The 24,104-nt window shown below is 71.2% G+C and carries 23 protein-coding genes and 2 pseudogenes; 9 read left to right on the top strand and 16 right to left on the bottom strand.

All coding sequences use genetic code 11. The annotated features are described in order from the left end of the window. Window positions 1–102: 102 nt before the first annotated feature. Genes MMR14E_RS21915 through MMR14E_RS21890 form a run of 6 tightly spaced genes read left to right on the top strand, consistent with a single transcriptional unit; the run spans window position 103 to window position 6,365 of the window. Window positions 103–1,347, top strand: a complete 1,245-nt coding sequence (locus tag MMR14E_RS21915) for an ABC transporter substrate-binding protein (RefSeq protein WP_331317198.1) — start codon at window positions 103–105, stop codon at window positions 1,345–1,347. 5 nt (window positions 1,348–1,352) lie between these two features. Beyond that, on the top strand, window positions 1,353–2,219 hold the full coding sequence (locus MMR14E_RS21910; protein ID WP_331317196.1) for a branched-chain amino acid ABC transporter permease: 867 nt from the start codon (window positions 1,353–1,355) through the stop codon (window positions 2,217–2,219). Beyond that, on the top strand, window positions 2,216–3,283 hold the full coding sequence (locus MMR14E_RS21905) for an ABC transporter permease subunit (RefSeq protein WP_331317194.1): 1,068 nt from the start codon (window positions 2,216–2,218) through the stop codon (window positions 3,281–3,283). Before MMR14E_RS21910 ends, MMR14E_RS21905 begins: the two co-directional genes overlap by 4 nt. Next, window positions 3,280–4,038 (top strand): ATP-binding cassette domain-containing protein, encoded by a 759-nt coding sequence (locus MMR14E_RS21900; RefSeq protein WP_056530338.1) that lies wholly within the window; start codon window positions 3,280–3,282, stop codon window positions 4,036–4,038. The genes MMR14E_RS21905 and MMR14E_RS21900 overlap by 4 nt, the downstream gene beginning before the upstream one ends. 1 nt (window position 4,039) lies before the next feature. Continuing rightward, window positions 4,040–4,765, top strand: coding sequence for an ABC transporter ATP-binding protein (locus MMR14E_RS21895; protein ID WP_331317191.1), 726 nt, complete (start codon window positions 4,040–4,042; stop codon window positions 4,763–4,765). A 43-nt stretch (window positions 4,766–4,808) separates the two neighbouring features. After that, complete coding sequence (locus tag MMR14E_RS21890; RefSeq protein WP_331317190.1) at window positions 4,809–6,365, top strand: amidase; 1,557 nt, start codon at window positions 4,809–4,811, stop codon at window positions 6,363–6,365. 31 nt (window positions 6,366–6,396) lie between these two features. On the opposite strand, the gene MMR14E_RS21885 is transcribed toward MMR14E_RS21890, so the two are convergent. Continuing rightward, the gene (locus MMR14E_RS21885; RefSeq protein ID WP_419539395.1) at window positions 6,397–6,783 is read right to left on the bottom strand and encodes an ethanolamine ammonia-lyase light chain EutC; all 387 of its coding nucleotides are present in this window, start codon (window positions 6,781–6,783) and stop codon (window positions 6,397–6,399) included. A gap of 38 nt (window positions 6,784–6,821) precedes the next feature. Here MMR14E_RS21885 and MMR14E_RS21880 point away from each other — a divergent pair. Further along, a pseudogene (locus tag MMR14E_RS21880) lies at window positions 6,822–7,904 on the top strand (ATP-binding cassette domain-containing protein); the annotation flags it as partial. A 12-nt stretch (window positions 7,905–7,916) separates the two neighbouring features. Further along, window positions 7,917–8,807, top strand: coding sequence for a polysaccharide deacetylase family protein (locus tag MMR14E_RS21875; protein WP_331317189.1), 891 nt, complete (start codon window positions 7,917–7,919; stop codon window positions 8,805–8,807). 22 nt (window positions 8,808–8,829) lie between these two features. Here MMR14E_RS21875 and MMR14E_RS21870 read toward each other — a convergent pair whose 3' ends face one another. The 5 genes from MMR14E_RS21870 to solA all read right to left on the bottom strand — a co-directional run bounded on the left by MMR14E_RS21870 (window position 8,830) and on the right by solA (window position 13,326). Further along, on the bottom strand, window positions 8,830–9,609 hold the full coding sequence (locus MMR14E_RS21870) for an amino acid ABC transporter ATP-binding protein (protein WP_331317188.1): 780 nt from the start codon (window positions 9,607–9,609) through the stop codon (window positions 8,830–8,832). A gap of 4 nt (window positions 9,610–9,613) precedes the next feature. Then, window positions 9,614–10,465 carry an amino acid ABC transporter permease gene (locus tag MMR14E_RS21865; protein ID WP_331317186.1) on the bottom strand — a complete coding sequence of 284 codons (852 nt, stop codon included), beginning with the start codon at window positions 10,463–10,465 and terminating at the stop codon, window positions 9,614–9,616. After that, window positions 10,462–11,211: an amino acid ABC transporter permease gene (locus MMR14E_RS21860; protein WP_331317185.1), complete on the bottom strand. Its 750-nt coding sequence runs from the start codon at window positions 11,209–11,211 to the stop codon at window positions 10,462–10,464. Before MMR14E_RS21860 ends, MMR14E_RS21865 begins: the two co-directional genes overlap by 4 nt. Window positions 11,212–11,248: 37 nt before the next feature. Continuing rightward, window positions 11,249–12,091 carry a transporter substrate-binding domain-containing protein gene (locus tag MMR14E_RS21855; protein WP_331317183.1) on the bottom strand — a complete coding sequence of 281 codons (843 nt, stop codon included), beginning with the start codon at window positions 12,089–12,091 and terminating at the stop codon, window positions 11,249–11,251. Window positions 12,092–12,162: 71 nt separating this feature from the next. Next, window positions 12,163–13,326 carry an N-methyl-L-tryptophan oxidase gene (solA, locus tag MMR14E_RS21850; RefSeq protein ID WP_331317182.1) on the bottom strand — a complete coding sequence of 388 codons (1,164 nt, stop codon included), beginning with the start codon at window positions 13,324–13,326 and terminating at the stop codon, window positions 12,163–12,165. Window positions 13,327–13,529: 203 nt separating this feature from the next. On the opposite strand from solA, the gene MMR14E_RS21845 reads away from it, so the two are divergent. Then, window positions 13,530–14,486 carry a GlxA family transcriptional regulator gene (locus MMR14E_RS21845; RefSeq protein WP_331317180.1) on the top strand — a complete coding sequence of 319 codons (957 nt, stop codon included), beginning with the start codon at window positions 13,530–13,532 and terminating at the stop codon, window positions 14,484–14,486. A 24-nt stretch (window positions 14,487–14,510) separates the two neighbouring features. Here MMR14E_RS21845 and eutB read toward each other — a convergent pair whose 3' ends face one another. The 10 genes and pseudogenes from eutB to MMR14E_RS21790 form a co-directional block, all read right to left on the bottom strand. After that, window positions 14,511–16,145 (bottom strand): ethanolamine ammonia-lyase subunit EutB, encoded by a 1,635-nt coding sequence (eutB, locus tag MMR14E_RS21835; RefSeq protein ID WP_419539433.1) that lies wholly within the window; start codon window positions 16,143–16,145, stop codon window positions 14,511–14,513. A 198-nt stretch (window positions 16,146–16,343) separates the two neighbouring features. Next, window positions 16,344–16,469, bottom strand: a pseudogene (locus MMR14E_RS21830) (SDR family NAD(P)-dependent oxidoreductase); the annotation flags it as partial. A 21-nt stretch (window positions 16,470–16,490) separates the two neighbouring features. Then, window positions 16,491–17,483: an acetamidase/formamidase family protein gene (locus MMR14E_RS21825; RefSeq protein ID WP_331317179.1), complete on the bottom strand. Its 993-nt coding sequence runs from the start codon at window positions 17,481–17,483 to the stop codon at window positions 16,491–16,493. A gap of 33 nt (window positions 17,484–17,516) precedes the next feature. Continuing rightward, entirely contained in the window at window positions 17,517–18,227 is a 711-nt protein-coding gene (locus MMR14E_RS21820) for an ABC transporter ATP-binding protein (protein ID WP_331317177.1), read from the bottom strand. Next, a complete protein-coding gene (locus MMR14E_RS21815) occupies window positions 18,220–18,966 on the bottom strand; it encodes an ABC transporter ATP-binding protein (protein WP_331317176.1) in 747 nt (248 codons plus the stop codon). Before MMR14E_RS21815 ends, MMR14E_RS21820 begins: the two co-directional genes overlap by 8 nt. Beyond that, window positions 18,963–20,009 carry a branched-chain amino acid ABC transporter permease gene (locus tag MMR14E_RS21810; protein ID WP_331318604.1) on the bottom strand — a complete coding sequence of 349 codons (1,047 nt, stop codon included), beginning with the start codon at window positions 20,007–20,009 and terminating at the stop codon, window positions 18,963–18,965. Before MMR14E_RS21810 ends, MMR14E_RS21815 begins: the two co-directional genes overlap by 4 nt. A gap of 10 nt (window positions 20,010–20,019) precedes the next feature. After that, the gene (locus MMR14E_RS21805) at window positions 20,020–20,892 is read right to left on the bottom strand and encodes an ABC transporter permease subunit (protein ID WP_331317175.1); all 873 of its coding nucleotides are present in this window, start codon (window positions 20,890–20,892) and stop codon (window positions 20,020–20,022) included. Window positions 20,893–20,995: 103 nt separating this feature from the next. Continuing rightward, a complete protein-coding gene (locus tag MMR14E_RS21800; protein ID WP_331317173.1) occupies window positions 20,996–22,243 on the bottom strand; it encodes an urea ABC transporter substrate-binding protein in 1,248 nt (415 codons plus the stop codon). Between the two features lie 35 nt (window positions 22,244–22,278). Further along, complete coding sequence (locus tag MMR14E_RS21795; protein WP_331317172.1) at window positions 22,279–22,920, bottom strand: ANTAR domain-containing response regulator; 642 nt, start codon at window positions 22,918–22,920, stop codon at window positions 22,279–22,281. After that, window positions 22,917–24,071 (bottom strand): transporter substrate-binding domain-containing protein, encoded by a 1,155-nt coding sequence (locus MMR14E_RS21790; protein WP_331317171.1) that lies wholly within the window; start codon window positions 24,069–24,071, stop codon window positions 22,917–22,919. Before MMR14E_RS21790 ends, MMR14E_RS21795 begins: the two co-directional genes overlap by 4 nt. Window positions 24,072–24,104: the final 33 nt, after the last annotated feature.

Raw genomic sequence — 24,104 nt, 5'->3', positions numbered from 1 at the left:
TTGACCGATCTGTGGGATTGGTTGGCATCGACTTTGCGAACCGGCCGCTCAACCGCTTCCGGTCACCGGACCCGAGGCGCGATGCGGAGAGGAGTTCGGGGGATGGGTGCGATGGACCGCCGGAAGGTGCTGAAACTGTCGATGGCGGCCGCGGCCGGCACCGTCGCGATGCCGTTCGTCGCGCGGAAGGGCTTCGCCGCCGAGCCGATCAAGCTCGGCAGCCTGCTCGACGGGTCCGGCGCGCTGGGCCTCGAAGGCAAGCGGATGATCGAGACCACCGAGTACGCGGTCGAGCAACTCAACAAGGCCGGCGGGCTCCTCGGGCGGCCGATCCAGCTCATCGCCTACGACACGCAATCGTCGATGCAGCTCTACACCCAGTATGCCCAGCAGCTCGCCCTCAAGGACAAGGTCGACGTCGTCCAGGGCGGCATCACCTCGGCATCGCGCGAGGCGATCCGACCCATCTTCGACCGCGCGCGGACCCTCTACTTCTACAACACGCAGTACGAGGGCGGCGTCTGCGACCGCAACGTGTTCTGCACCGGGTCGACCCCCGCGCAGACCGTCAATCACATCGTCGACTACGCCCTCAAGAACTGGGGCAAGAAGGCCTACATCGTCGCGGCAGACTACAATTACGGGCACATCACCGCGAGCTGGATGACGAAGTTCATGAAGAATGGCGGCGGATCGGTGCTCGGCACCGACTTCTTCCCCCTCGACGTCACCAACTTCTCGTCCGCGATCAGCCGCATCCAGCAGGCGCAGCCCGATCTCGTCCTCTCGGCGCTGGTCGGCGCCAACCACTCGGGCTTCTATCGCCAGTGGGACGCGGCGGGCATGAAGTCCAAGATCCCGGTCGGGTCGAGCGTGTTCGGGCTCGGCGACGAGCTGACGACGATGGATCCCTCCACGACGAACGGGATCATCACCTGCTACGGCTGGTACAACGACCTCGACACGCCCGCGAGCAAGGCCTTCGTCGCCGGCATGCAGGCGAAGTTCGGCGCCGACGTCACCGATCTCAGCGAGCTCGACACCGCCACCTACGAGGGCATCCTGTTCTGGGCCGAGGCGGTGAAGAAGGCCGGCTCGATCGAGCGCGACAAGGTCATCGCCGCCCTGGAGAGCGGCCTGAGCATCGAGTCCCCGACCGGCACGGTCACCATGGACGGTGCCACCCACCACACCATCCGCAACACCTATCTGGCCCGCCCGAAGGACCGGAAGTGGGAGATCCTCGCCACCTTCCCGAACTCGTTCCCGGCCGACACCGGCGGTGCCTGCGACCTGATCAAGAATCCGCGCACCAACAAGCAGTTCACGCCGGACCTGAAGGGCTGAGGGCGATGGATCTCGCCGGGCTGCTCGCCTTCAACGTCGTCACCGGCATCGCCACCCTGGTCCTGATCACCCTCGGCCTCGGGGTGATCTACGGGATGATGCGCATCATCAACCTCGCCCACGGCGAGTTCATGATGCTCGGCGCCTACACGGCCGTGATGGCGAGCGGGGCCGGGGTCAACATCTGGATCGCGATGCTCGTCCTGCCGCCGCTGGTGGTCGGCGTGATCGGGCTGATCCTGGAGCGCACCGTCATCCGCTTCCTCTACGGGCGGATGATGGACACGATGCTCGCCACCTGGGGCATCAGCCTGGGCTTGATCGGGCTGATCACCACGCTCTACGGCAACGTCGTGCGCGGCGTCTCGACGCCCGTCGGCAGCTTCGACATCGGGCGCTACGGGGCGAGCCTCTACAGCCTCGTCATCGTGGCGACGGCGCTGGCCGCCCTGGCGGCGATGTTCCTGGTGCTGCGCTTCACCAAGTTCGGCCTGATCCTGCGCGCGACCATGCAGAACCCGCGCATGGCCGCGGCACTGGGGGTGCAGCCGAACCGCGTCTACATGGCGACCTTCGCGCTCGGCGCGGCCCTGGCGGGCCTCGCCGGCGGCGTCCTCGCCCCGATCTCGGGCGTCTCCCCGGCCATGGGTGCGGCCTACATCGCCCGCGCCTTCATCACGGTTCTCGGCGGCGGCCCGGCCATCGTCACCGGCACCGGTCTGGCCTCCAGCCTGTTCGGCGTCATCAACGAACTCGTCTCGTTCAAGACGACGCCGGTCATCGGCGACGTCGCCCTCCTCGTCGCGGCGATCCTGCTGATCCGCGTCCTCCCGCAAGGCATCACCGGCCGCTACCTGAGGCGCAGCCTATGATCTCCGCAGCTCCCGCCCGCCGGCTCTCCGCCGCGGGGTTCCTGGCGACGCTGGCCCTCGGCCTCGCCATCCTGTTCGGGGCGCCCCACGCCCTCGACACGTTCGGCCTCGTCCAGTGCACCGGCTTCGCGGCGCTCGCGATGTTCGGCCTCTCGCAGGGCTTCGTCTGGGGCTTCGCGGGGGTGATGTCCTTCGGGCAGGCCGCCTTCCTGGGGCTCGGCGGCTACGCCTACGCCATCGCGGTCCTCAACATGGGCGACAGCACCGTGCCCGTCCTGCTGTCGATCCTGGTGCCGATGCTCTTCGCCGGCCTGCTCGGCTACTTCATGTTCTACGGGCGGATCAGCGACGCCTATATCGGCGTCATCACGCTGACCGTGTCGGTGATCCTGTTCCAGCTCGTCAACGCCACCTCCGGCAGCCAGTACCGGATCGGTGCGGCAGAGCTGGGCGGCTTCAACGGCATCCCGGCGATCCCCGCCCTCAACGCGCCCGGCCATCCCGACGAGCCCCTGGACATCGAGGGGATCTGGTACGCCGCGATGGGGGCCCTGATCCTCGTCTACGCCCTGTTGCGGGGGATCCTGGCGAGCCGCCTCGGCCGCGTGGTGGTGGCGATCCGCGAGAACGAGACCCGGGCCCAGCTGATCGGCTACGACCCGCGCCTCTACAAGCTCATCGCCTTCATGATCGCCGCGGGGGTCGCGGGCCTCGCCGGCTGTCTCTACGCCAACTGGGGCGGTTTCATCAGCCCGACCGTGTTCGGGCTGCCGATGTCGGCGCAGGTCATCATCTACGTCCTGGTCGGCGGCCTCGGCACCCTCGTCGGGCCGATGCTCGGCGCGGTGCTGATCCAGGCGCTGATCATCGCCGCCGGCAGCCAGAGCGCGGTCGATTCCAACCTCGGGCTCGGTGTCGTCCTCGTCGGCTTCGTCCTGCTCGTGCCGCAGGGGCTGATCCCGGTCGCCCGCGGCATCGGCCTCCGCCTCCTGGAGCGGGCACGGACGCCCCGGGCCTCGGGCGGGAAGGCGAAGGACGCGCTCGCCGCGGGAGGCGCGCGATGAACGCTCCCACCCCCCTCACCGGCGCCCACGGGGCGCCCCTGCGCCCGCTCGTCGAGGCCCGCGGCGTCACCATGCGGTTCGGCGGGGTGACGGCGGTGGCCGACGTCGATTTCACCCTCGGCGAGGTCGAGCTGCGCTGCCTGATCGGGCCCAACGGCGCCGGGAAGAGCACCTTCTTCAAGATCCTGACCGGTCAGCTGAAGCCCACCGAGGGCCGGATCCGCCTGCGCGACACGGACATCACCGGGGCCGAGCCCCACGCGATCGCGCGGCTCGGCGTCGGCATCAAGACGCAGGTGCCGAACGTCTTCAACGGACTCTCGGTCCACGAGAACGTGTTCGTGGCGGCCGGCCGGCGCAAGTCCATCGCCCGCACCCGCGCCATCGTCGACGAGACCCTGACGCGCCTCGACCTCACCGGGATCGCCGGACGCATCGTCGGCCAGCTCGCGCACGGCCAGCGGCAATGGGTCGAGATCGCCACCGTGCTCGCCCAGGAGCCCGAGCTGATCCTCCTCGACGAGCCGGCCGCCGGCATGACCCACGAGGAGGTCCACCGCACCGCCGCGCTGATCCGCGAGATCAACCGCACCCACGCCCTGATCGTGGTGGAACACGACATGCCGTTCATCCGGATGATCGCCAAGACCGTGACGGTGTTCAACCAGGGCCGGATCCTCATGGAGGATACGGTGGACGCCGTTCTGGCCGACAGCCGCGTGCGCGACGTCTATCTCGGCAAGCAGGCCGCCTGACATGACCGACCCTGCCAGCCCGCCGCTCCTCTCCGTCGAGGGCCTGCATTCCGGCTACGGCCGCATCCCGATCCTCGGCGGCGTGACCCTCGCGGTGCGCCCCGGCGAGTTCGTCGGCATCCTCGGCCACAACGGCATGGGCAAGACCACGCTGCTGCGCACCCTGATGGGCTACCTGCCGGCCACCGCCGGGCAGGTCCGGTTCGACGGGACCGACATCACCCGGCGCAGCCCGACGGCCCGGGCGCGCATGGGCCTCGGCTACGTGCCCCAGGGGCGCGAGATCTTCCCCGCGCTCAGCGTGCGCGAGAATCTGCGCATGGGCTGCCTGCTCGCGAAGCGGGACGAGGACGAGACCATCGGGGACATCCTCGCCACCTTCCCCCGGTTGAAGGCCTATCTCGACCGGCCCGGGGGTGCCCTGTCGGGCGGCGAGCAGCAGTTGCTGGCGCTGGCCCGCTGCCTCTGCGGTGGCCCGACCATCCTCCTGCTGGACGAGCCGACGGAGGGCATCCAGCCCTCGATCATCGAGGAGATCATCGAGATCCTCCTGCGGATCGGGCGCGAGCGCGGCATCGCGCTGCTCCTCGTCGAGCAGAACCTGACCTGCATCACCGGCCTCTCGGAACGCATCCTGATCCTTCAGAAGGGCGTCATCACCCGCGAGGTCCCGCCCGAGGTCGCGCGCGACCGGTCGCTGATCGACGAGTTCGTCGGCATGGCCTGAGCCGCCGCCGGATCCCCTCCCCTTCGCCAGTCCGGAGTTCCCCATGGATGCTGCCCCGATCGACGCGCCCGACCTTGCCGGGATGCTGACCGAGATGACCGTCGCCGACGTCCAGGCCGCCTTCGCCCGCGGCGTGACGGCCGAGGCGCTGACCGAAGCCTTCCTGGCGCGGATCGAGACCTACAATCCCCGCTACAACGCGATCATCTTCCGCAATCCGCACGCCCTCGACGAGGCGCGCGCGATCGACCGCCGCAGGGCCGCGGGCGAAGCCCTCGGGCCGCTGGCGGGCGTGCCGGTCGTGATCAAGGACACGATGGACGTCGCCGGCCTGCCCACCACGGCCGGCTGGCACTTCCTCTGCGCCAAGGCCGGGGGAGTGGACCTCGTGCCCGCCACGGACGCGCCCGTGGTGGACCGCATGCGGGCGGCCGGCTGCGTCATCCTCGGCAAGACCAACGTGCCCGTGCTGAGCGCCACCGGCAGCCACGCCAACGACAGCTGGGCCGGTCGGACGCTCAACGCCATGGCGCCCGACCTCCTGCCCGGCGGGTCGAGCGCCGGCACCGCCACGGCCGTCGCGGCCAGCCTCGCGGTCCTGGGACTCGCCGAGGAGACCGGCGGCTCGATCCAGAATCCCGCCTCGGCGCAGGGGCTCGTCGGCATCAAGCCGACCTTCGCCCTGGTGCCCAATACCGGGGTGGTCCCGCTCGCCGGCAGCACGCGCGACGTGGTCGGGCCGATCGCCCGCTGCGTGCGCGACGCGGCGCTGACCCTCGATGCCCTGGCCGGCTACACGGCGGCCGACCCGAAGACCGTGGCCGGGATCGGCCGCCGTCCGAAGGGCGGCTACGCCGCCGCGCTGTCCGACACGGCCCTGCGGGGCAGACGCCTCGGGCTCTACGGGCCGGGCTGGCGCGACCGGGCCCTCTCGGCGGAGACGATCCGGCTCTACGCCCGGGCCCAGGCCGAGATCGCCGAGCGGGGTGCCACCCTGGTGGCCGACCCCTTCGCCGGAAGCGGCTTCGCGGAGCTCGGCCAGCCCGTCGCCGGGCTCGATCACTACGACGCCCGGGGCATCGAGAGCGTGCTCTACGACCTCCATCACTATCTGCAACGGCTCGGTCCACAGGCGGCCTACCGGACCCTCGCCGACTTCGACGCCGCCACGAAGGCGGAAGATCCCCTCGCCCCGGGCGGCGTCCTCGACTGGATGAATCAGGTGCCGGCCTTCGCGGCCTGTCGCGCCGATCCCCTCGCCCCCCCGGATCTCTCGGATTTCCTGGCGGCGCGCGAGCGGTACCTCGACATCTTCACCGCGGTCATGGCGGAGCACGGTCTCGACGCCCTGGTCTTCCCGCAGACCCGCGACGCGGTGCCGGCCCTGCACGGGTCGGAGACGATCCACGAGACCACCGTCTGCGAGATCAACATCGCCGGGCTGCCGGGCGTGGTCGTGCCGGCCGGCCGCTACGCCTCGGGCTCGCCCTTCTGCCTGATCTTCGTCGGGCCGCTCTGGAGCGAGGCCGACCTCCTCGGACTCGCCTACGATTACGAGCAGGCGACCCGGCACCGCCAGGCCCCCGACCTCCGGGCCTGAAGGGATAGCCCCCGCCGCGAACCCGGCGGGGCTATCCGGCCGGCAGCGCCTCCGGGTCTGCGGGATCGTCCCGGCGCAGCGCGACGCCGCTGGTGCCCTGGGCCAGCATCGCCCGCAGCAGCGCCGCCATCTGCCCGGCGGCCGCCTCGACCGGGAGGCCGCCCTCCCGGATGTTCGAGATGCAGTTGCGCCGCGAGTCGGGCAGACCCGGCGCCGGGCCGTGCGTGACGTAGCAGCCCAGGCTGTCCGAGGCCGACAGGCCCGGACGCTCCCCGATCAGAACCACGACGCAGCGCGCCCCGAGCCGCGCCCCGATCGGATCGCCGATCGCCACGCGCCCCTGGCGGGCGACCACCACGGGCGCCAGACTCCAGCCGGCCCGCCGCACCCGCGCCGCCAGCGCCGCCGCCGCCGGCACCGCGTTCAGCGCGACCGCCGTCGCCGACAGCCCGTCCGGCCCTCGACCGCCCGGCCGCCGAGCTGCCCCACGTCGACCGGCGGCTCGTGGAGATCGCGCGGGCGCTCGCCGGCAGCCCCGCGGTCCTGCTCCTCGACGAGCCCGCCGCCGGCCTGTCGCGGGCCGATACCGACCGGCTGGCCCGGCTGATCCGACGGATCGCCGACAGCGGCGTCGCGGTGGTGCTGGTCGAGCACGACATGCCGCTGGTGATGGGCATCTCCGACCACATCCTCGTCATGGATGCCGGCCGCCCGATCGCGCGCGGCACGCCCGCCGAGATCCGGCGCGACCCGGCGGTGCTGCGCGCCTATCTCGGGGGCGCCGACACCCCGGCCCGGCCGCGGAGCGCGCCGTGGCAGGGACCGGCGGACGCCGTCCTCTCGGTCCTCGACCTGACGGCCGGCTACGGCGCCGCGCCGGTCCTCGACGGCGTCCATCTCGACGTGCGGCCGGGCGAGACCGTCGCCCTGCTGGGCGCGAACGGCGCCGGCAAGTCCACGGCCATGCGGGCCTTGGCAGGGCTGCTGCGCCCGGTCGCGGGCGCGATCGTGTTCGAGGACCGGCGCATAGAAGCGCTGCCGGCCCACCGGATCGCCCGCGGCGGCCTCGTCCTGGTGCCGGAAGGCCGGCAGGTCTTCCCGGAGCTGACCGTCGTCGAGAACATCCGCCTCGGCGCCTTCGGGCGCGGGACGCCGATCGACCCGGCCGAGGTCGAGCGCCTGCTCGACCGGTTCCCGCGGCTGCGCGACCGGGCGGCGAGCCGGGCGGGCCTGCTCTCCGGCGGCGAGCAGCAGATGCTCGCCATCGCCCGGGGGTTGATGGCGCACCCGCGCATCCTGCTCCTCGACGAGCCGTCGCTGGGCCTCGCCCCGGCGATGATCAACGCCCTCTACGCCACCGTGGCCGAGCTGCGCGACGAGGGCGTCACCATCCTGATCGTCGACCAGATGGCGGCTTTGGCCCTCACGGTCGCAGACCGCGGCTACGTGCTGGAGCAGGGCCGGGTCGTCGCGCGCGGAACCGCCGCGGAGCTCTCGGCGGACAAGGGGCTGGAAGCGGCCTATCTCGGTGCGGCGTAACGGGAGCTGCTCATGGACACGAAGGCCGGACACGGTCGCTACGGCTACAGCGCCCTCCCCGACCGGCCGGTCTACGACTGGCCGGAGGGTAAGCGGCTGGCTGTCTATGTCGGGCTGAACCTCGAGACCTTCGCGTTCGGTGAGGGCCTGGGCGCCGAGCTGGCGCCGGGCGGCCCGCAGCCGGACGTGCTCAACTACGCGTGGCGCGACTGGGGCAACCGGGTCGGCGCGTGGCGGATCGCCGAGATGCTCGACGCTCTGGCGATGCCGGCGAGCGTGCTGGTCAACAGCAACCTCTACCGGGACTGCCCCGGGCTGATCGAGGCGTTCCGGGCGCGGGGCGACGAGATCGTCGGCCACGGCCGCACCAACGCCGAGCGGCAGGGCACTCTCGACGAGGACGCGGAGCGGGCCCTGATCGCCGAGACGACCCGGGTGATCGCCGCGCGGGAGGGCCGCCCCCCCGCCGGGTGGCTCGGGCCGTGGATCTCGCAGTCGCGGGTGACGCCCGACCTGCTCGCCGAGGCCGGCTACCGCTACCTGCTCGACTGGGACCACGACGACCAGCCGACCTGGTTCAAGACGCGCGGCGGCGGCCGGATCCTGACGGTCCCCTACCCGCAGGAACTGAACGACATCCCCGCCATCGTGGCCCGCAAGGAGACGGGCCGCCAGTTCGCCGACGCGATCGTCGACGCCTTCGACGAGATGCTGGAGCAGTCCCGGAGCGCGCCGCTGGTGATGGGCGTCGCGCTCCACCCCTACATCGTCGGGCGCCCGCACCGGCTGCGGCCCCTGCGGCGGGCGCTCCAGCACATCGCCGACCGCCGCGCCGACATCTGGCTCACCACCGCCGGCGCGATCGCCGACCACATCGCGGCGCGGGAGGCCGGGCCGCGCTGACGCGGCCCTGACCGCGGCGAGTTCAGAGCACCTGCGACAGGAAACGGCGCGTGCGCTCGTCCCGGGCGGCGGCGAAGAAGGTCGCGGGCGGCCCGTGCTCGACGATCACGCCGCGGTCGGTGAAGTAGATGTGGTCGGCGACGTCGCGGGCGAAGTTCATCTCGTGCGTGACGAGCATGCAGGTCATGCCCTCCTCGGCGAGTTCCCGGATCGTCACCAGCACCTCTTTGACGGTCTCGGGATCGAGGGCGGCGGTGACCTCGTCGAACAGCATCACGTCCGGCCGCATCGCCAGCGAGCGGGCGATGGCCACGCGCTGCTGCTGGCCGCCGGACAACTCGCCCGGGTAGGCGTTCTCCTTGCCGGCCAGCCGGACCTTGGCGAGGAGCGCCCGCGCCCGGGCCTCGACCTCGCGCTTCTCCTGCCCGAGGACGTGGATGGGGGCCATCATCACGTTCTGCAGCGCGGTCTTGTGCGGGAACAGGTTGTACTGCTGGAACACCATCCCGACCTTGCGGCGCAGCGCCAGCTTGTCGAGCCGCGGATCGGTGACGTCGATCCCCTCGACCTCGATCGAGCCCGCGCTCACCGGCACCAGCGCGTTGACGCAGCGGATCAGCGTCGACTTGCCCGAGCCCGAAGGACCGATGATGCAGACCACCTCGCCCTTGCGGACGTCGAAGCTGATCCCCTTCAGCACCTCGAACGTCCCGAAGGACTTGTGCACGTCGACGACGCGGACGATCGGCTGATCGGGAGTCCGGCTCGGGGTCGGGGTGGCGGCCAGGGTCGCGCGCGTCATGGTCTCAGCGGGTCTCGAAGCGGCGTTCCAGGGCGGCGGTGAACCGGTCGATCGGGTAGCAGTAGAGGAAGAAGCACAGCAGCGCGAAGCCGTAGAGCGGCGCGAACAGCTCGGGGCGGCCGCCCTCGGCGGCGTGCACCTGCGCGGTCAGCGTCAGCATCTCGGTGACGCCGACGATAGAGGCCTGCACGGTCGCCATCGCGATGAGCGAGTAGACGTTCATCCACGGCGGCAGCATGCGCTTCGCGCACTGGGGCAGGATGATGCGCCACATCGTCTGTCGCCGGGTGAAGGCCAGGGATTCCGCGGCCTCCCACTGGGTGTTCGGCACTGAGCGCACCGCGCCGCGGACGATCTCGGCGACGTTGGCCATGACCGGCAGGCTGAACCCGAAGGTCGCCTTCACCCAGTCGGGCAGCGGCACGCGGATGCCGAAGACGGTGACTTGGAACGGCACGAGGAACATCACGAAGAACAGCAGCACCAGCCAGGGCACGTTGCGGAAGACCTGCGTGACGCACCACGCGAGGCGGGGCAGGATCCGCCCCTCTGCCAGCATGGCCAGCCCGAGCCCGATGCCCGCCACCGTACCGATGGCCATCGCCATCAGCGAGATCGCCACGTTGAAGGCGAAGCCCGTGAGCAAGAGGGGCGCCCACTTGATCACGACCTCCAGGGGCGACAGCGCGGCGGCCCCGCCCTGCGCCCAGGCCGGCAGGGCGATGAGCGCGAGGCCGGTGAGCAGCCAGAGATGGGCCGGGCGCAGGCGCGACGCCGCGCGGTCCTCCGGGAGCGCGAAGGGCAGGAGGACCGGCAGGTCCCCCGGTTGTCCGCCTTGCGGATCGGCAGCCTTCATCGGCCGTATCCCGGGATGCGCAGGGCGCGTTCCCAGCGGTGCATGATCCAGACGAGAACGCCGACGAGGACCGCGTAGGTCGCCAGCAGCACCAGCATCATCTCCAGGACGTTCTGCGACTCGGACCAGATCTGCTTGACCGCGTACAGAGTCTCCGGGACCGCGATGGCGTAGGCGAGCGTGGTGGTCTTCAAGAGATTGATCAGGTTGTTGTTGAGCGCCGGCAGGCAGACGCGCAGCGCCAGCGGCAGCACGACGTAGCGGTAGGCCTTGAGGCGGGTGTAGCCCAGGGCCTCGGCGGCCTCGACCGTGGTCCGCGGCACCGCCTCGATGCCGGAGCGGAAGATCTCGACGTTGAACGCGCCCGCGAACAGCGACAGCGAGATGATCGCCCACTGGACGTTGTTGAGGATCGGCGCGCGCAGGCCGTCCGCCGAGCGGATGTCCGGGAGCAGCGTCCCGAGGCCGAAGTAGAAGAAGAAGATCTGCACGAGCGGCGGCGTGTTGCGGAACACTACAACGAAGCCGTTGACCAGCGCCCGCAGGACGCGCGACGGCCCGCTCTGCAGGAGCGCGCCGACGGCGCCGATGACGAGGCTCGCCAGGATCGTGCTGATCCCGAGGAGCAGCGTCATCCGCAGGCCGGCCACGTACCGGTCCCAGTCGTAGGGATCGTAGAAGACCGTGAAGTTGAAGCCCGTGGTCTCGTAGAGCTGCTGGAACCACGCCTGGATCGTGGCGATCATCGCGGGCGATCGGCCGGCTTCGTCGTGCAGGCGCGCATCAGTTGGTCGCGTTCTTGTACTTCTCGTGCATTGCCTTCGAGTAAGCGGTCGGCTCGATGCCCCACTTCTTCTCCTCGTTGACGATGAAGCCGGTCTTCATCCAGTTCTTGGTGGCGTCCTCGACCGCGGCCTGGAGCGTGGTGTTGCCCTGCGCCACCGCCATCATCCACGGGGCGTCCAGGATGCCCTTGAGCGGCAGCGCGTAGTTGGCCTTCCAGTCGTCGTCCAGCAGTTTACCCTGCAGCATGCTCTGGTCGTAGACGTAGCCGATGCAGTTGCCCTGCTTGAGCGCGAAGAGCGGCTTCTCGGACCCGTCGAAGGCGACGATCTCCGCACCGTAGGTCCGCGCGACGTCCTTGTTGTACCACGCCCCCGAGGTGGCGCAGAGGGGCTTGCCCTTGAGCTGCGCCCAGTCGGTGATGCCCGAATTCTTGGGCAGCAGGACGTTCACGAAGTCGGAATAGTAGTTCGGGTCGATCGCCTGCACGACGCGGCGGCGCTCGGGCTTGTCCGACAGGGTGGCGATCAGCAGATCGACCTTCCCCTGCTGCAGGAACTCGATCCGATTGGCCGAGACGACCGGCACGAGCTCGAGCTTCACGCCCAGCCGCTTGGCGATGTCGGCGGCGAGGTCGGGCTCCAGGCCGATGATCGCCCCGCTCGGGTCGCGGAAGCCGAACGGCTTGTAATCCGCCTTCACGCCGACGATCAGGGTCCCGCGCTTCTTGATCGCGTCGACGCCGTCGGCGGCCGTGGCCCGGCCGGGCAGCGCGACGCTCGAGAACGCCGCGAGCGCGGCCAGCGCGCCGGTGGCCAGAAGGGTGCGGACGGTGAGACGCATCGGATCTTTCCTGCTCGGGTCGGCCGATCTTGGCATGGTTTCAAGCAATCCACGAGCCATTGGCCGGCGCATCAACTGAAACGTGCCAGGGCGAAGGGCGTGAGATCGACCGTGCTGCCGGGGCCGGCCAGCTCCGACGCGACCGCCTCGCCGATGCCGGCCGAGTGCTTGAATCCGTGCCCCGAGCAGGCGGAGACCACCGTGACTCGGTCCATCGCCGGATGCCGGTCGATGATGAAGCCGCGGTCGGGAGTCACCGTGTAGACGCAGGCCGCGGCCTGGACGACCTCCGGGGTCGCGCCGGCCAGCCGGTTCGCAACGCGTAGCCGGTACATCGCGTCGGATTCCGACGGGTCGACGCGGCGCTCTACCCCGTCGGCGGTGGTGGTGGTGGTGTACTGTTCCGTGGCGACCTTGATGGACCCGTCGAGCGGCGGGAAGCCGTAGAGGTATTCCGTGTCGCTCGTCCCGTACATCCAGATGAAGACCGGCGAGTGCGGCCCGTAGGCGGTCTCGTCCGCCAGCGCGTACCAGTGCAGGAGCTGACGCCGGACGGTCAGGAGCCGGTCGAACGGGCTCCCGAGCAGCGGCGCCGTCCAGGCGCCCGCGGCCACGACGGCGCGGTCGGCCAGGATGGTCTCCTCCGCAGTCTCGATGCGGACGCCGCCCCCGTCCTGCTGCAGCCCGACCACCGTGCAGTTGGTGCGGATCTCGGCGCCCGCCGCCTCCGCGCGGCCGAGCTGCGCCGCGAGGCAGCGCTCCGGAAACACGTAGCCGCCGCCCGGCTCGTAATAGGCCTTCTCGTCGCCCGCGAGGTTCTGGAATTGCGGGAACCGGCGGGCCACCTCCGCGCCGGTGAGCACCTCGTGGGCGATGCCGGCACCCTCCGCGGCGGCGATGGAGCGCCCGACGAAGTCCGGCTTGCCGTGATGCGAGGAGACGCCGTGACCCGGGGCCATGACGAGCGCCCCGCAGGCGTTCAGCAGGGTCTCGCCGGTCTCGGCCTCCAGCGCGCGCCAGATGCGGTGCGAGGCGGTGACGAAGGGGACGTAGTCGGCGCCCTCACCGACCGCCTGCCGGGTGATCCGCGTCTCGCCGTGGCTGGATCCGAGCGCGTGGGGCGGCGCGAACCGGTCGAGGCCGATGACCGCGGCGCCCCGCTTCGCCAGCTGGTAGAGCGCGGCGCTGCCCATCGCGCCGAGTCCCAGGACGGCGACGTCGTAGCGGCGGCTCACGGCCGAAACGCCCGCAGGCTGCCGGGGCGGGCTGCCGCCGCGGCGCGGATCGGAGGACGGTCGGCAGGTCGAGGCATCCGGAAGCGATCTCGCGCGGCACGGGATAACGGCACACAGCATGATGGATGCCGAGCATCGCGTTTGACTGTGAGGGACGGTTTTCTGCACGTTTGAGCCGTCGAGGCGCGAAGGGTGCGGGCGCGATGGAGGCTGAGACCGGTGACCGGCCGCAGGAGATCGGCTTCATCCTCGTGCCCGGCTTCGCGCTGCTGTCCTTCGCCTCGGGCTGCGAGCCGTTCCGCGCGGCCAACGAGCTCGCCGGGCGGCCGCTCTACCGCCTGCGCTACTTCGGCGAGGCGGAGGGCTCGGTGGCCTCCTCGTCGGGCGCCGAGATACCTACCGAGGCGCTGCCGCGCCTGCGCGGCCACATGCACACCCTCTTCGTCTGCGCGGGCGGAGAGCCGACCGGCTGGGACAGGCCCGAGATCCACGCGACCCTCCGGCGGATGGCGCGGCTCGGCGTGCGCATCGGGGGCATCTCGGGCGGTCCCTACCTGATGGCCGCGGCGGGCCTGCTCACCGACCGCGCGTTCACGCTCCACTGGGAATATGCCGGCGCCACGGTCGAGACCTTCCCGGACGCGCGTTTGAGCCGGGCGCGCTACGTCACCGACGGCGATCGCCTGACCTGCGGCGGCGGCGTCGCGCCCCTGGAGATGGCCCACGCCCTGATCGCCGAGCGCATGGGCGAGGCCTTCGCCCGCCGCGTCTCCGACTGGTTCCTGCACACGGCGATCGGCGCCGCCGACGACCCGCAGCGCGCCTCCGCGGTCGAGCGCTACGGAATCCACCATCCGGCCCTGCTGGCGGTCCTGGAGACGATGGAGAAGACCGTGGAGGCGCCCCTCGGCCGCTTGGCCATGGCGCGCCTCGCGGCGATCAGCCCGCGCCACCTGGACCGGCTGTTCCTCGACAAGCTCGGGCTCAGCTTCTCGGCCCAGTACAGGGCGATCCGCCTCGCGCACGGACGGCGCCTGCTGCGCCAGAGCCCGCTCCGGATCGGGGAGATCGCGACCGCCTGCGGCTTCGCGAGCGCGGCCCATTTCGCCCGCTGCTACCGGTCCCGGTACGGCTGCAGCCCGTCCGCGGAGCGCGCGTGACGTCCGCTCCGGCCGTCCGAGCGGTCAGTCCCGCGCGGCCGGCAGCGCCTCCGGGTCTGCGGGATCGTCCCGGCGCAGCGCGACGCCGCTGGTGCCCTGGGCCAGCATCGCCCGCAGCAGCGCCGCCATCTGCCCGGCGGCCGCCTCGACCGGGAGGCCGCCCTCCCGGATGTTCGAGATGCAGTTGCGCCGCGAGTCGGGCAGACCCGGCGCCGGGCCGTGCGTGACGTAGCAGCCCAGGCTGTCCGAGGCCGACAGGCCCGGACGCTCCCCGATCAGAACCACGNCCTCGGCCAGGGCCGGCGGCAGCGCGCCCGCCGCGCCTGCCAGCCGGCCCTGCCCGTCCGTGATGCCCACGGCCCGCAGCCACGCCTCGAATTCCGGCGCCGGGGGGCGACCCAGGGTCTCGCGGGCGAAGACCGCGTCGTGGTGCGACAGCGACTGGTAGTTCAGCATCACGTCGTCCGCCCCCGGCACCGTGATGACGAAGTTGACCCCGGCCGCGCACAGCAGGGTCAGCAGCGCGTCCATGTCCTCGCCGTCGGCATCGGCGTGGTTGGTGTAGCAGACGTCCACGCCCATCGGCAGGCCGAGCAGCTTGCCGCAGAAATGGTCCTCCAGCCCGGCGCGGATGATCTGCTTGCCGTTGTAGAGGTACTCGGGGCCGATGAAGCCCACGACCGTGTTGACGAGCAGCGGGTCGAACTCCCGCGCCACCGCGTAGGCGCGCGCCTCCATGGTCTGCTGGTCGACGCCCCAGTGCGCGTCGGCCGAGAGCGCCGAGCCCTGGCCGGTCTCGAAGTACATGACCTGCCCGCCCGCCGGGCAGCGGCCGAGGGCGCGCGCCGCGTCCGAGGCCTCGCGCAGGACGGCGAGGTCGACGCCGAAGCCGGCATTGGCCTTCTGCGAGCCGGCCACCGACTGGAACACGAGGTCGACGGGCGCGCCCCGGGCCATGGCGGCGATCGCCACGGTGACGTGGCCGAGGCAGCAGTGCTGGGTCGGCACGTCGAGGCGCAGCCGCAGGGTCTCGAGCAGCTCGACGATGCGGATGTAGTCGGGCAGGGAATCGGTCGCCGGGTTGACGCCGATGACCGCGTCGCCCGAGCCCATCAGCAGGCCGTCGAGGGCCGAGATCAGGATGCCCTCGGAGGAATCGGTCGGGTGGTTGGGCTGGTTGCGGGTGGCGAGGCGCCCGGGCAGGCCGAGGGTCGAGCGGAAGCGGGTCACCACCGGCCGCTTGGCGGCGACCGCGACGAGGTCCTGCAGGCGGCAGATCTTGGAGACCGCCGCGACCATCTCGGGCGTGAGGCCGGGCGCGAGGGCGGCGAGGGCGGCGGCGTCGGCGGCGGGCGCGAGCAGCCACTCGCGGAAGGCGCCGACCGTCAGCGAGGCGACCGGCGCGAACGCTTGCGCGTCGTGGCGGCGGGCGATGAGGTCGGAGACCTCGTCCTCGTCCGAGGGGATCAGCTCCTCGGCCAGGAAGGTCCTCAGCGGCAGGTCGGCGAGGGCGATCTGCGCGGCCAGGCGCTCGACAGGCCCTTCCGCGCACAGCCCGGCGAGCTGGTCGCCCGAGCGCTCCGGCGTGGCCTTGGCGAGCAGGCTGCGCAGGTCGGGGAAGGTGAAGCGTGTGCCTTCGATCGTCGTCGCGTAGGCCATGCGGGCGCTCCCGGCGCGCTGTCGGATCTCAGGGAACCCGATCCTGCAGGATGTCGAGGGCGGCCCCGTGCAGGTCGGGTGTGGCGGCGGCGAGGGCTTCGCCGTGGTGGCGGGCGAGGTGAAGGCGCTGGCCTCGCAGACGGCCCGAGCCACTGAGACGCCCCCGGCGCGCAGGGCCGCCACCTTGGCGGCGACTTCCGCGGCGTTGCGGGCGCAGAGGGCGACCGCGGCCCCCTCGTCGGCCAGCAGGTCGACGATCGCCGCGCCGATCCCCTTGGTGCCGCCGGTCACCAGCGCCCGGCGGCCTCTGAGCCCGAGATCCATGCCGTCCTCCTTCGTCGCCGATCAGGCGTGGGCGATCGCCTTCGTGATCGAGGCGCCGAGCGTGTACTTCGGATCGACCATATTGCCGAGCCGCACCCGCCCGCACTGCGTGAGCAGCATGTAGGCGTCGATCTCGTCGAAGCCGAAATCGGCCGCGAGCCAGCGGACCAGCTCCCGGTAGGCGATGCGTGCCGCGTCCTCCATCGGTCGGGCGGAGCCGATCGTCATGTAGAAGTCGGCGGTCTCGAGCCGCGGCCAGCGGAAGGTCCAGCCCTTGATCAGGTCGATCTGCACCGTCGTGTGGGTCGGGTGCTCCACCGCGACGCCGCAGAGCTCGCCGTCGCCCTGCGCGGCGTGGCAGTCGCCGAGGTAGAGGAGCGCGCCCTCGGTATTTACCGGCAGGTAGATCACCGCGCCGACGCCCACATCCGGCAGGTCCATGTTGCCGCCGTAATAGTCCGGCTGCAGCGAGGAGATCGCCTCGATCTCCGGCGAGGTGCCGATCGTGCCGATGAAGGGCTGGTAGGGCAGCGTGATCCGGTCGTTCCAGCGCACGCCATTCTCGGCCGTGACCTCGAGCTTGCGCACCCGCTCGGGCAGGGACGGGTTGAGGAGCGCGGTGTCGCCGGTGGCGACGAGGCCGCCGAATTCCGGCATGATCAGCGTCGTGCCGCAGGGCTGCGGGCCGCGCGGCCGGATCGAGCGGATCGCCACCGCGAGGCAGTCGCCCTTCTCGGCGCCGTTGACGTAGATCGGCCCGTTCTGGGGATTGAGGTACGGGAAGTTCAGGATCTGCGTCGGGCTGTCGGTCTCGTGGCGGATCTTGCCCTCGAAGGCGTCGTGGGTCTCGACGGTGACGACGGCGCCGGGATCGACGGTCAGCACCGGCTCGGCGAAGGGCCCGTAGACGTAGTGGTAACGGCCCTGCTCGGCCTCGGTGATCGTGTGCTCCCGGCCGGGCTTGCCGCCGGCGACGCCCTTGCGGGCCATGATGGACTGGTCGAGCCACTGCATGGTCGTCTCTCCCTGGGTTGTCGGACTTCGGTGTCAGACGGCGAGGTGGCGCCGCACGAGGTCGCGGTCGTCGAGGTCCCGGGCCGTCAGCTCCGCGACGATCCGGCCCTTGTCCATGACGTAGCTGCGCTGGGCCATGGCGCGGATCAGGTCGAGGTTCTGCTCCACGAACACGATCGTCACCCCGGTGCGGCGGTTGAGATCGACGAGGGTGCGGCCGATCTGCTGCACCACCGAGGGCTGGATGCCCTCGGAAGGCTCATCGAGCAGGATCAGCGCCGACCCGCCGACGAGGACGCGGCCGATGGCGAGCTGCTGCTGCTGCCCGCCCGAGAGCGTCCCGGCCCGCTGCCCGCGCCGCTCGCGCAGGATCGGGAACGGCCCGAAGGCGCGCTCGTAATCCGGCCGCTCGCCCTTCGGCAGCAGCGACGCGCCGACCGTCAGGTTGTCGGCGACGCTCATGCGCGGGAAGACGTCGCGGCCCTGGGGCACGTAGCCGATGCCGAGGCGGGCGCGCCGGTGGGCGGCGAGCCCCTCCACGGCCGCGCCCCGGAACGCGATGCCGCCCGCGGAGGCGGGCAACAGCCCGACGAGGCTGCGCATCAGCGTCGACTTGCCGACGCCGTTGCGGCCGATCACCGCCACGATCTCGCCGGGCCGGACCGCGAGGTCGACGCCCTGGAGCACGGGCTTGCCGCCGTAGCCGGCGCGCAGGCCGGTCGTCGCGAGGAGCGGTTCAGGCATCGGCGACGCTCCGCAGCGGCGGCGCGTCCGCCTCCCCGAGGTAGATCGCGGCGACCCGCTCGTCCGCGATGATCGCGTCGGTGGTACCCTGGGCGAAGATGCGCCCGACATGGAGCACGGTCACCCGCTGGGCGATCTGCCGGACGAAGGCCATGTCGTGCTCGATGGCCAGCACGGCGACGCCGTCGCGGTTGAGCGCCTGCACCATCGCGCCGGTGGCGAAGGTCTCGTCCGGCGACATCCCGGCGGTGGGCTCGTCGAGCAGGAGCAGGCGCGGCTTGAGGCTGATCGCCATGCCGATCTCCAGCCACTGCTTCTGCCCGTGGCTGAGGGCGCCGGCCCGGTCGGAGGCCGCCGCGGTGAGGTTGAGGAAGGCGAGCAACCGGCGGATCTCGGCGCTGAGCGAGGCGCCCTCGAGATGGTGCTGCAGGGCGATCTCCAGGTTGTGGGCGACCGACAGGCTCGGAAAGATCCCCGGGACCTGGAACTTGACGCTCATGCCCCGCCGGATCCGCGCGAAGGGCTTGAGCGCGGTGATGTCCTCGCCGCCGTAGAGGATCTGCCCACGCTCCGGCGCGTACTCGCCGAGCAGAAGGCGGAAGAAGGTGCTCTTGCCGGCGCCGTTCGGCCCGATCAGGCAGTGGATCTCCCCCGCCGCGAGGGCGAAATTCACGTCGTTGGTGACGTGCAGCCCGCCGAAATGCTTGCTGAGATCGCGGGTCTCGAGGAGCGGGGTCATCGGCCGGCCTCCCGGCGGCGCAGGCGGCCGAGCCCGCGCATGGCCGCCACCACGAGGCCGTCGGGCGCCGCCAGCACCACGACGACGAGGAGCAGGCCCATCACCACCAGGGCGTACTGGCTGCCGTAGATCGTCAGCGCCTGGAAGCCGCCGAGGACCACGAGCGTGCCGATCAGCGTGGCCGTCAGGTCGCCGCGGCCGCCGACCGCGACCCAGATCACCGGCAGCGCGGCGGCGGTGAGCCCCATGCTGGAGGGCGTGATGTACTGGCCCCAGGCGGTGTAGAGGGTGCCGCTCAGCCCCGCGAGGGCCGAGCCGATCACGAAGGCGGCGAGCTGGTAGCGCCGCACGTCGTAGCCGAGCATCTCGGCCCGTTCCGGGTTCTCGCGGATCGCCACCAGCACGTTGCCGAACCGGGCGTTCACCAGGATGCGCAGCGCGAGGTAGACGACGATCAGGAGGCCCAGGAGGCCGTAGTAGAGGGCGACCTCGGGAAACAGCACGACGTCGCCGTCGGGCCACGGCACGGTCAGGGGCGGCATGCCGCTCATCCCGTTGTAGCCGTTGAGCCGCGCCGCCCCGATCTTCCATTCCGGACCGGCGGTCTGCGCCATGAAGCGCTCCAGGGCGAGCGTCACCGACAGGGTGATGATGCCGAGGAACACCCCGCCGATCCGGCCGAAGAACAGGAAGTAGCCGAGGAGCGCCGCCATGACGGCCGAGAGCGCCACCGCCAGCACCAGGGCCGCGAAGGTGAAGCCGTAGGCGGCGCCGACATTGAGCGTGAGCACGCCGTAGGCGTAGCCGGAGAGGCCAAAGAAGGCAGTCTGGCCGAAGCTGAGCGCGCCGCCGTAGCCCCAGATCAGGCACAGGCCGAGCGCCATGAACACCCAGCAGAAGAAGTAGGCGGTATTGCCGACCGTGTAGCCGTCCGCGAACCACGGGTAGGCCACGGCGGCCGCCACCGCGAGGGCGAAGGCGGTCCAGAAGGCCGGGCCGCGCCCCAGGGTCTGCGGGCCCTCGAGGCGCCGGAGCAGGGTCATCGCCATGGCCTCAGGCCCGCTCGCGCAGGATCAGGCCCGAGATGCCCCGCGGCAGCACCCGGATCACCAAGATCACCGCGACGAGGAGGCCGATCTGGCCGAAGAGCTGGCCCTGCCACGTCGTGAGCAGCGCCCGCACCGTGCCCAGCACGAGCGCCGCCGGCGCCGTGCCGAGGAAGATGTCGGCGCCGCCGACCACCACGGTGACGAAGGCCTCCATGATGAAGGTCGTCCCCATGGTCGGCACGATGGTCATGGTCGGCGCGTAGAGCCCGCCCGCGAGGCCCGCCAGCGCCGCGCCGAGGCCGAAGGTCAGGGCGTAGACGGTGCGTGTGTCGACGCCGAGGGCCTCGGCCATGTGCGGCACCTGGATGGTGGCGCGGGCGAGCGTCCCGAAGCGGGTGGCGTTGAAGGCGAGGTAGAGCCCGGCCAGCACCGCGACGGCGGCGACCATCAACACGACGCGGTAGGTCGAGTAGGAGTAGCCGCCGACCGTGAAGCTGCCGAGCGGCGTGCCGATCCCCGGCATGCTGGAGCCCAGCAGGATCAGCGTGCCCTGCGTCGCCGCGAGGCTGATGCCCCAGGTCGCCACGATCGTGTCGAGGGGCCGCCCGTAGAGGTGGCGGATGACCAGGCGCTCCATCACCATGCCGACGGCCCCGGCCGCGAGCGCGCCGACCAGGATCCCCAGCGGAAGCGGCAGCCCCGCCCGCGTGGTCGCCGCCGTGACGTAGGCGCCGCACATGATCAGCTCGCCGTGCGCGAGGTTGATCACGCCCATCATGCCGAACACCACCGCGAGGCCGCAGGCGGAGAGGACCAGGAACGAGAACGCGTCGCCGATCTGGTAGAGGAACGCGAAGGCGTGAGTCAGCAGATCCATCCGGAGGCCCGATCGTGATGGCTGTGGGCCGGGGCCTCGGCCCCGGCGATGTCGCGTCGTCTCCGGCCCGGGGCCGCGGCGCGCGGATTTCCGTCCCGGCGGCTCAGGGCTTCGGCGGGTTGCTCGGCGTGTACTGCGCCATCGGATCCTTCTGCGTCAGGTCGCAGCCGGCCTTCCCGAGCCAGTAGGGCTGGATGTTGTCCCAGGTCTTCGGGAAGGAGATCGCGTGCTTCTCGTCGACCTTCGCGAGGTAGATCGTGTGGGAGGCGTGCTGACTCTTCGAGTCGATGCAGACCTTGCCCTCCGGCGCGTCCACGCAGACGTCGCCCGCCGCGATGACCTTGCGCAGGTCGGCGCGCTTGGTCGAGCCGTTCGCCCGCTCCACCATCTGCTTGTAGAGGTAAACCGCGAGGTAGGAGTTCTCGGCCTCCTGGTTCACGTACGGCTCGTTCGGGAACTTCGCCTTCCACTTGGCCAGGAAGGCCTTGCTCGACGGGCTGTCGACCTCCTCGATGTAGTTCGTGGTCACGTACATGTTGGCGAGGCTCGGGGGCTGGAAGCGCTTGTGCTCGTAGCCCTGGCCGATATTGACCGAGGAGCCCATCGGCACCTTCAGGTTCGCGGCCGCCGCCTGCTCGTAGTAGGAGGCCTGCGCCGTCCCGACGAGCAGCGTCATCAGGATGTCGGGCTTGGCCTTCTGAATGTTCTGGATCGTCTGCGAGAATTGCGACACGCCGAGGGGGATGAACTCTTCCCCGACCATCTCGCCGCCGTTCTCCTTGACGATGTTGCGCACCCACTCGGCCGAGATCTGACCGAAATTGTAGTCGGCCGCGATCGTGTAGACCCGCTTGCCGAACTTCTCCATCATCCACGGGATCAGCGTCGAGAATTGCTGCTCCGGCACCGCGCCCGTGACGACCATGTGGCCGTCGCAGACGCCGCCCTCGTACTGGTTGTTGTAGAACGCGAAGCCGTCGAGCTGGTCGACGATCGGCCGGTAGGCCTCGCGGGACGCGCTGGAGAAGCCCGCGAAGACGGCGTTGACCTTGTCGCGCTGGAGCACGCGGCGCATGAATTCCTGGTAGCGCGTGTTGTCGGACTGCGTGTCGTAGATCACGAGCTCCAGCTTGCGCCCGGCGATGCCGCCCGCGGCGTTGATCTCGTCCGCGGCGAGCTGGATGCCGTGGACCTTGCCGATCGTGGCGACCGCGAAGTCGCCGGACTGGTCCTCGAGGACGCCGAGCTTGATCGGGTCGGCGGCGCGGGCCGCGGGGGCGGCCAGGGCTGCGCCGGCGAGCAGGGCGGCCGCGAGGGCGGGCAGTCGGGATCCGCGGGGCGTTCTCGGCATCAGGGCGTCCTCGTTTTCGGGGTGGCGACGGAAACTCAGGATCGGGCGAGCCGCGGCGGCGCGGCCGGCGCCGCGACCGCGGGACGGGCGCGCACCAGCGCCTCGCAGTAGGCCTCGAGGGGCTGCCGGGCGCGCATGGAGTCGCGGCGCAGGGTCTCGTAGGCCGCGTCGTCGTCGAGGCCGTGCTCCTGCATCAGCCGCAGGATCGCCTTGACGACGTGGCGCCGGCCGCGCCGCCGCTCCTCGTGGCGGGCCAGGCGCTCCTCCAGCAGGCGGCGCCGGTTGTGCTCGTTCACCGCCAGGAACAGGGCGGCGTAGACCGAGGCGCCGTGGATCGGCTTGCGCAGCAGGCCGGTGGCGCCGAGCTGAAGCAGGCCCTTGAGCCGGCTCGGCGCCTCGACGCCCACGAGGCCGACCACCGGGACCGGCGGCAGGTCAGGCACGGCGCTCGCCGCGAGGCCCGGCAGTGGAAGGTCGCCGTCCACGATGACGATGTGGTGCTCGGGATCGAGGATCTCGAAGTCGAGCCACGGCGCCTCGCCGGCCGGGACGACCGAGGCCACGGTGAGCCCGAGCTTCATCAGGGTGCCCGCCAGGACGTCCGTGGCGGTGCTCGGCGGCGCGATCAGCAGGGCCTGCGCGCCGCTGAAATTCTGGATCAGCCGGGGCGTCGTCATGGGACCACCCGCAGGCGCGGGCGCCGGCTCACCGGCACGACGCGCGGATCGCTGCGCACGAGGTAGGGGTCCGGCGCGACCGGCTCTTCGGCCTGCGCCACGATGGTGAAGCGGGCCGCCGCCGTCGAGAGCCCGATCCGGGGGGTCAGGCAGGCGTGGAGGGTCGTCTCGTCGAGGCGCACTGGTCCCTGGGGCGCCTCGAACTCGTCGGCGCAGGCCGCCCGGCGCACCGTCGCGGCGTCCTCGGTCCCGGCCCGCACCAGCGCCCGCGCCAGGAGATGCACCGCGATGTACGAGGATTCGGCATCCGCCGAGGGGGTCGGTCCGCCGGGGAAGCGCGCCGCGTAGGCCGCCATGAAGGCGCGGTTGCGGGGCGTGTCGATCGACGTGAAGTAGACGCTGGAGGACAAGTGGCCGTCGACCGCCTCCGGCCCGATCGCCTCCAGTTCCGGCTCGGCGAGGCTGCAGCTCGCCACCGGCATCGTGCGGGCTTGGTCGATGCCGCGCGCCGCGCAGGCGCTCCGGAAGTCGCGGAAGAACTGGTACGCCGAGATCCCGATCAGCGTGTTGAAGACGAAGTCCGGCCTCGCGGCCAGGATCGCCTCGATCACCTGATCGAAGGCGGTCTCACCCACCGGGAGGTAGCGCTCGCCCGCGACCCCGCCACCGGCGATCGCCAGCGTCTCGCGCAGGATCCGGTTGTTCTCCCAGGCCCAGATGTAGTTGGAACCGATGCAGTAGGCCGTGCGCCCGCCCCCGGCGAGCAGGTGTCGCACCAGCGGGACGATGTGCTGATTCGGCGCCGCTCCGGTATAGACCACATTCGCTGAGGTCTCGAAGCCCTCGTAATGCGACGGATACCAGAGCAGCGCGTCCCGCTTCTCGAAGATCGGGATGATCTCCTTGCGGCTCGACGAGGTGTAGCAGCCGACGACGTGGCGGATCCCCGCGCCGAGGAGCCGCTCGGCCCCGGCGACATAGCCCGCGAGGGCGCCCTGCGGATCGCAGATCACCGGCTCGAGGACGCAGTCGCCGCGCGCGTTCACCTCCTCGACCGCCAGGAGCGCGCCGTTCAGCATCGCCCGGCCGACGAGACCGTAGGGTCCGTCCGCGGAGAAGAGGATGCCGACGCGGTGATGGCTCAGGCCCATGCAATCCTTCAGAACGCAAAAAGCCCGCCAGTG

This window comes from Methylobacterium mesophilicum (genome assembly GCF_036441335.1).
Classification (GTDB): domain Bacteria; phylum Pseudomonadota; class Alphaproteobacteria; order Rhizobiales; family Beijerinckiaceae; genus Methylobacterium; species Methylobacterium mesophilicum_B.
This window is presented reverse-complemented; position numbering and strand designations above follow the sequence as displayed.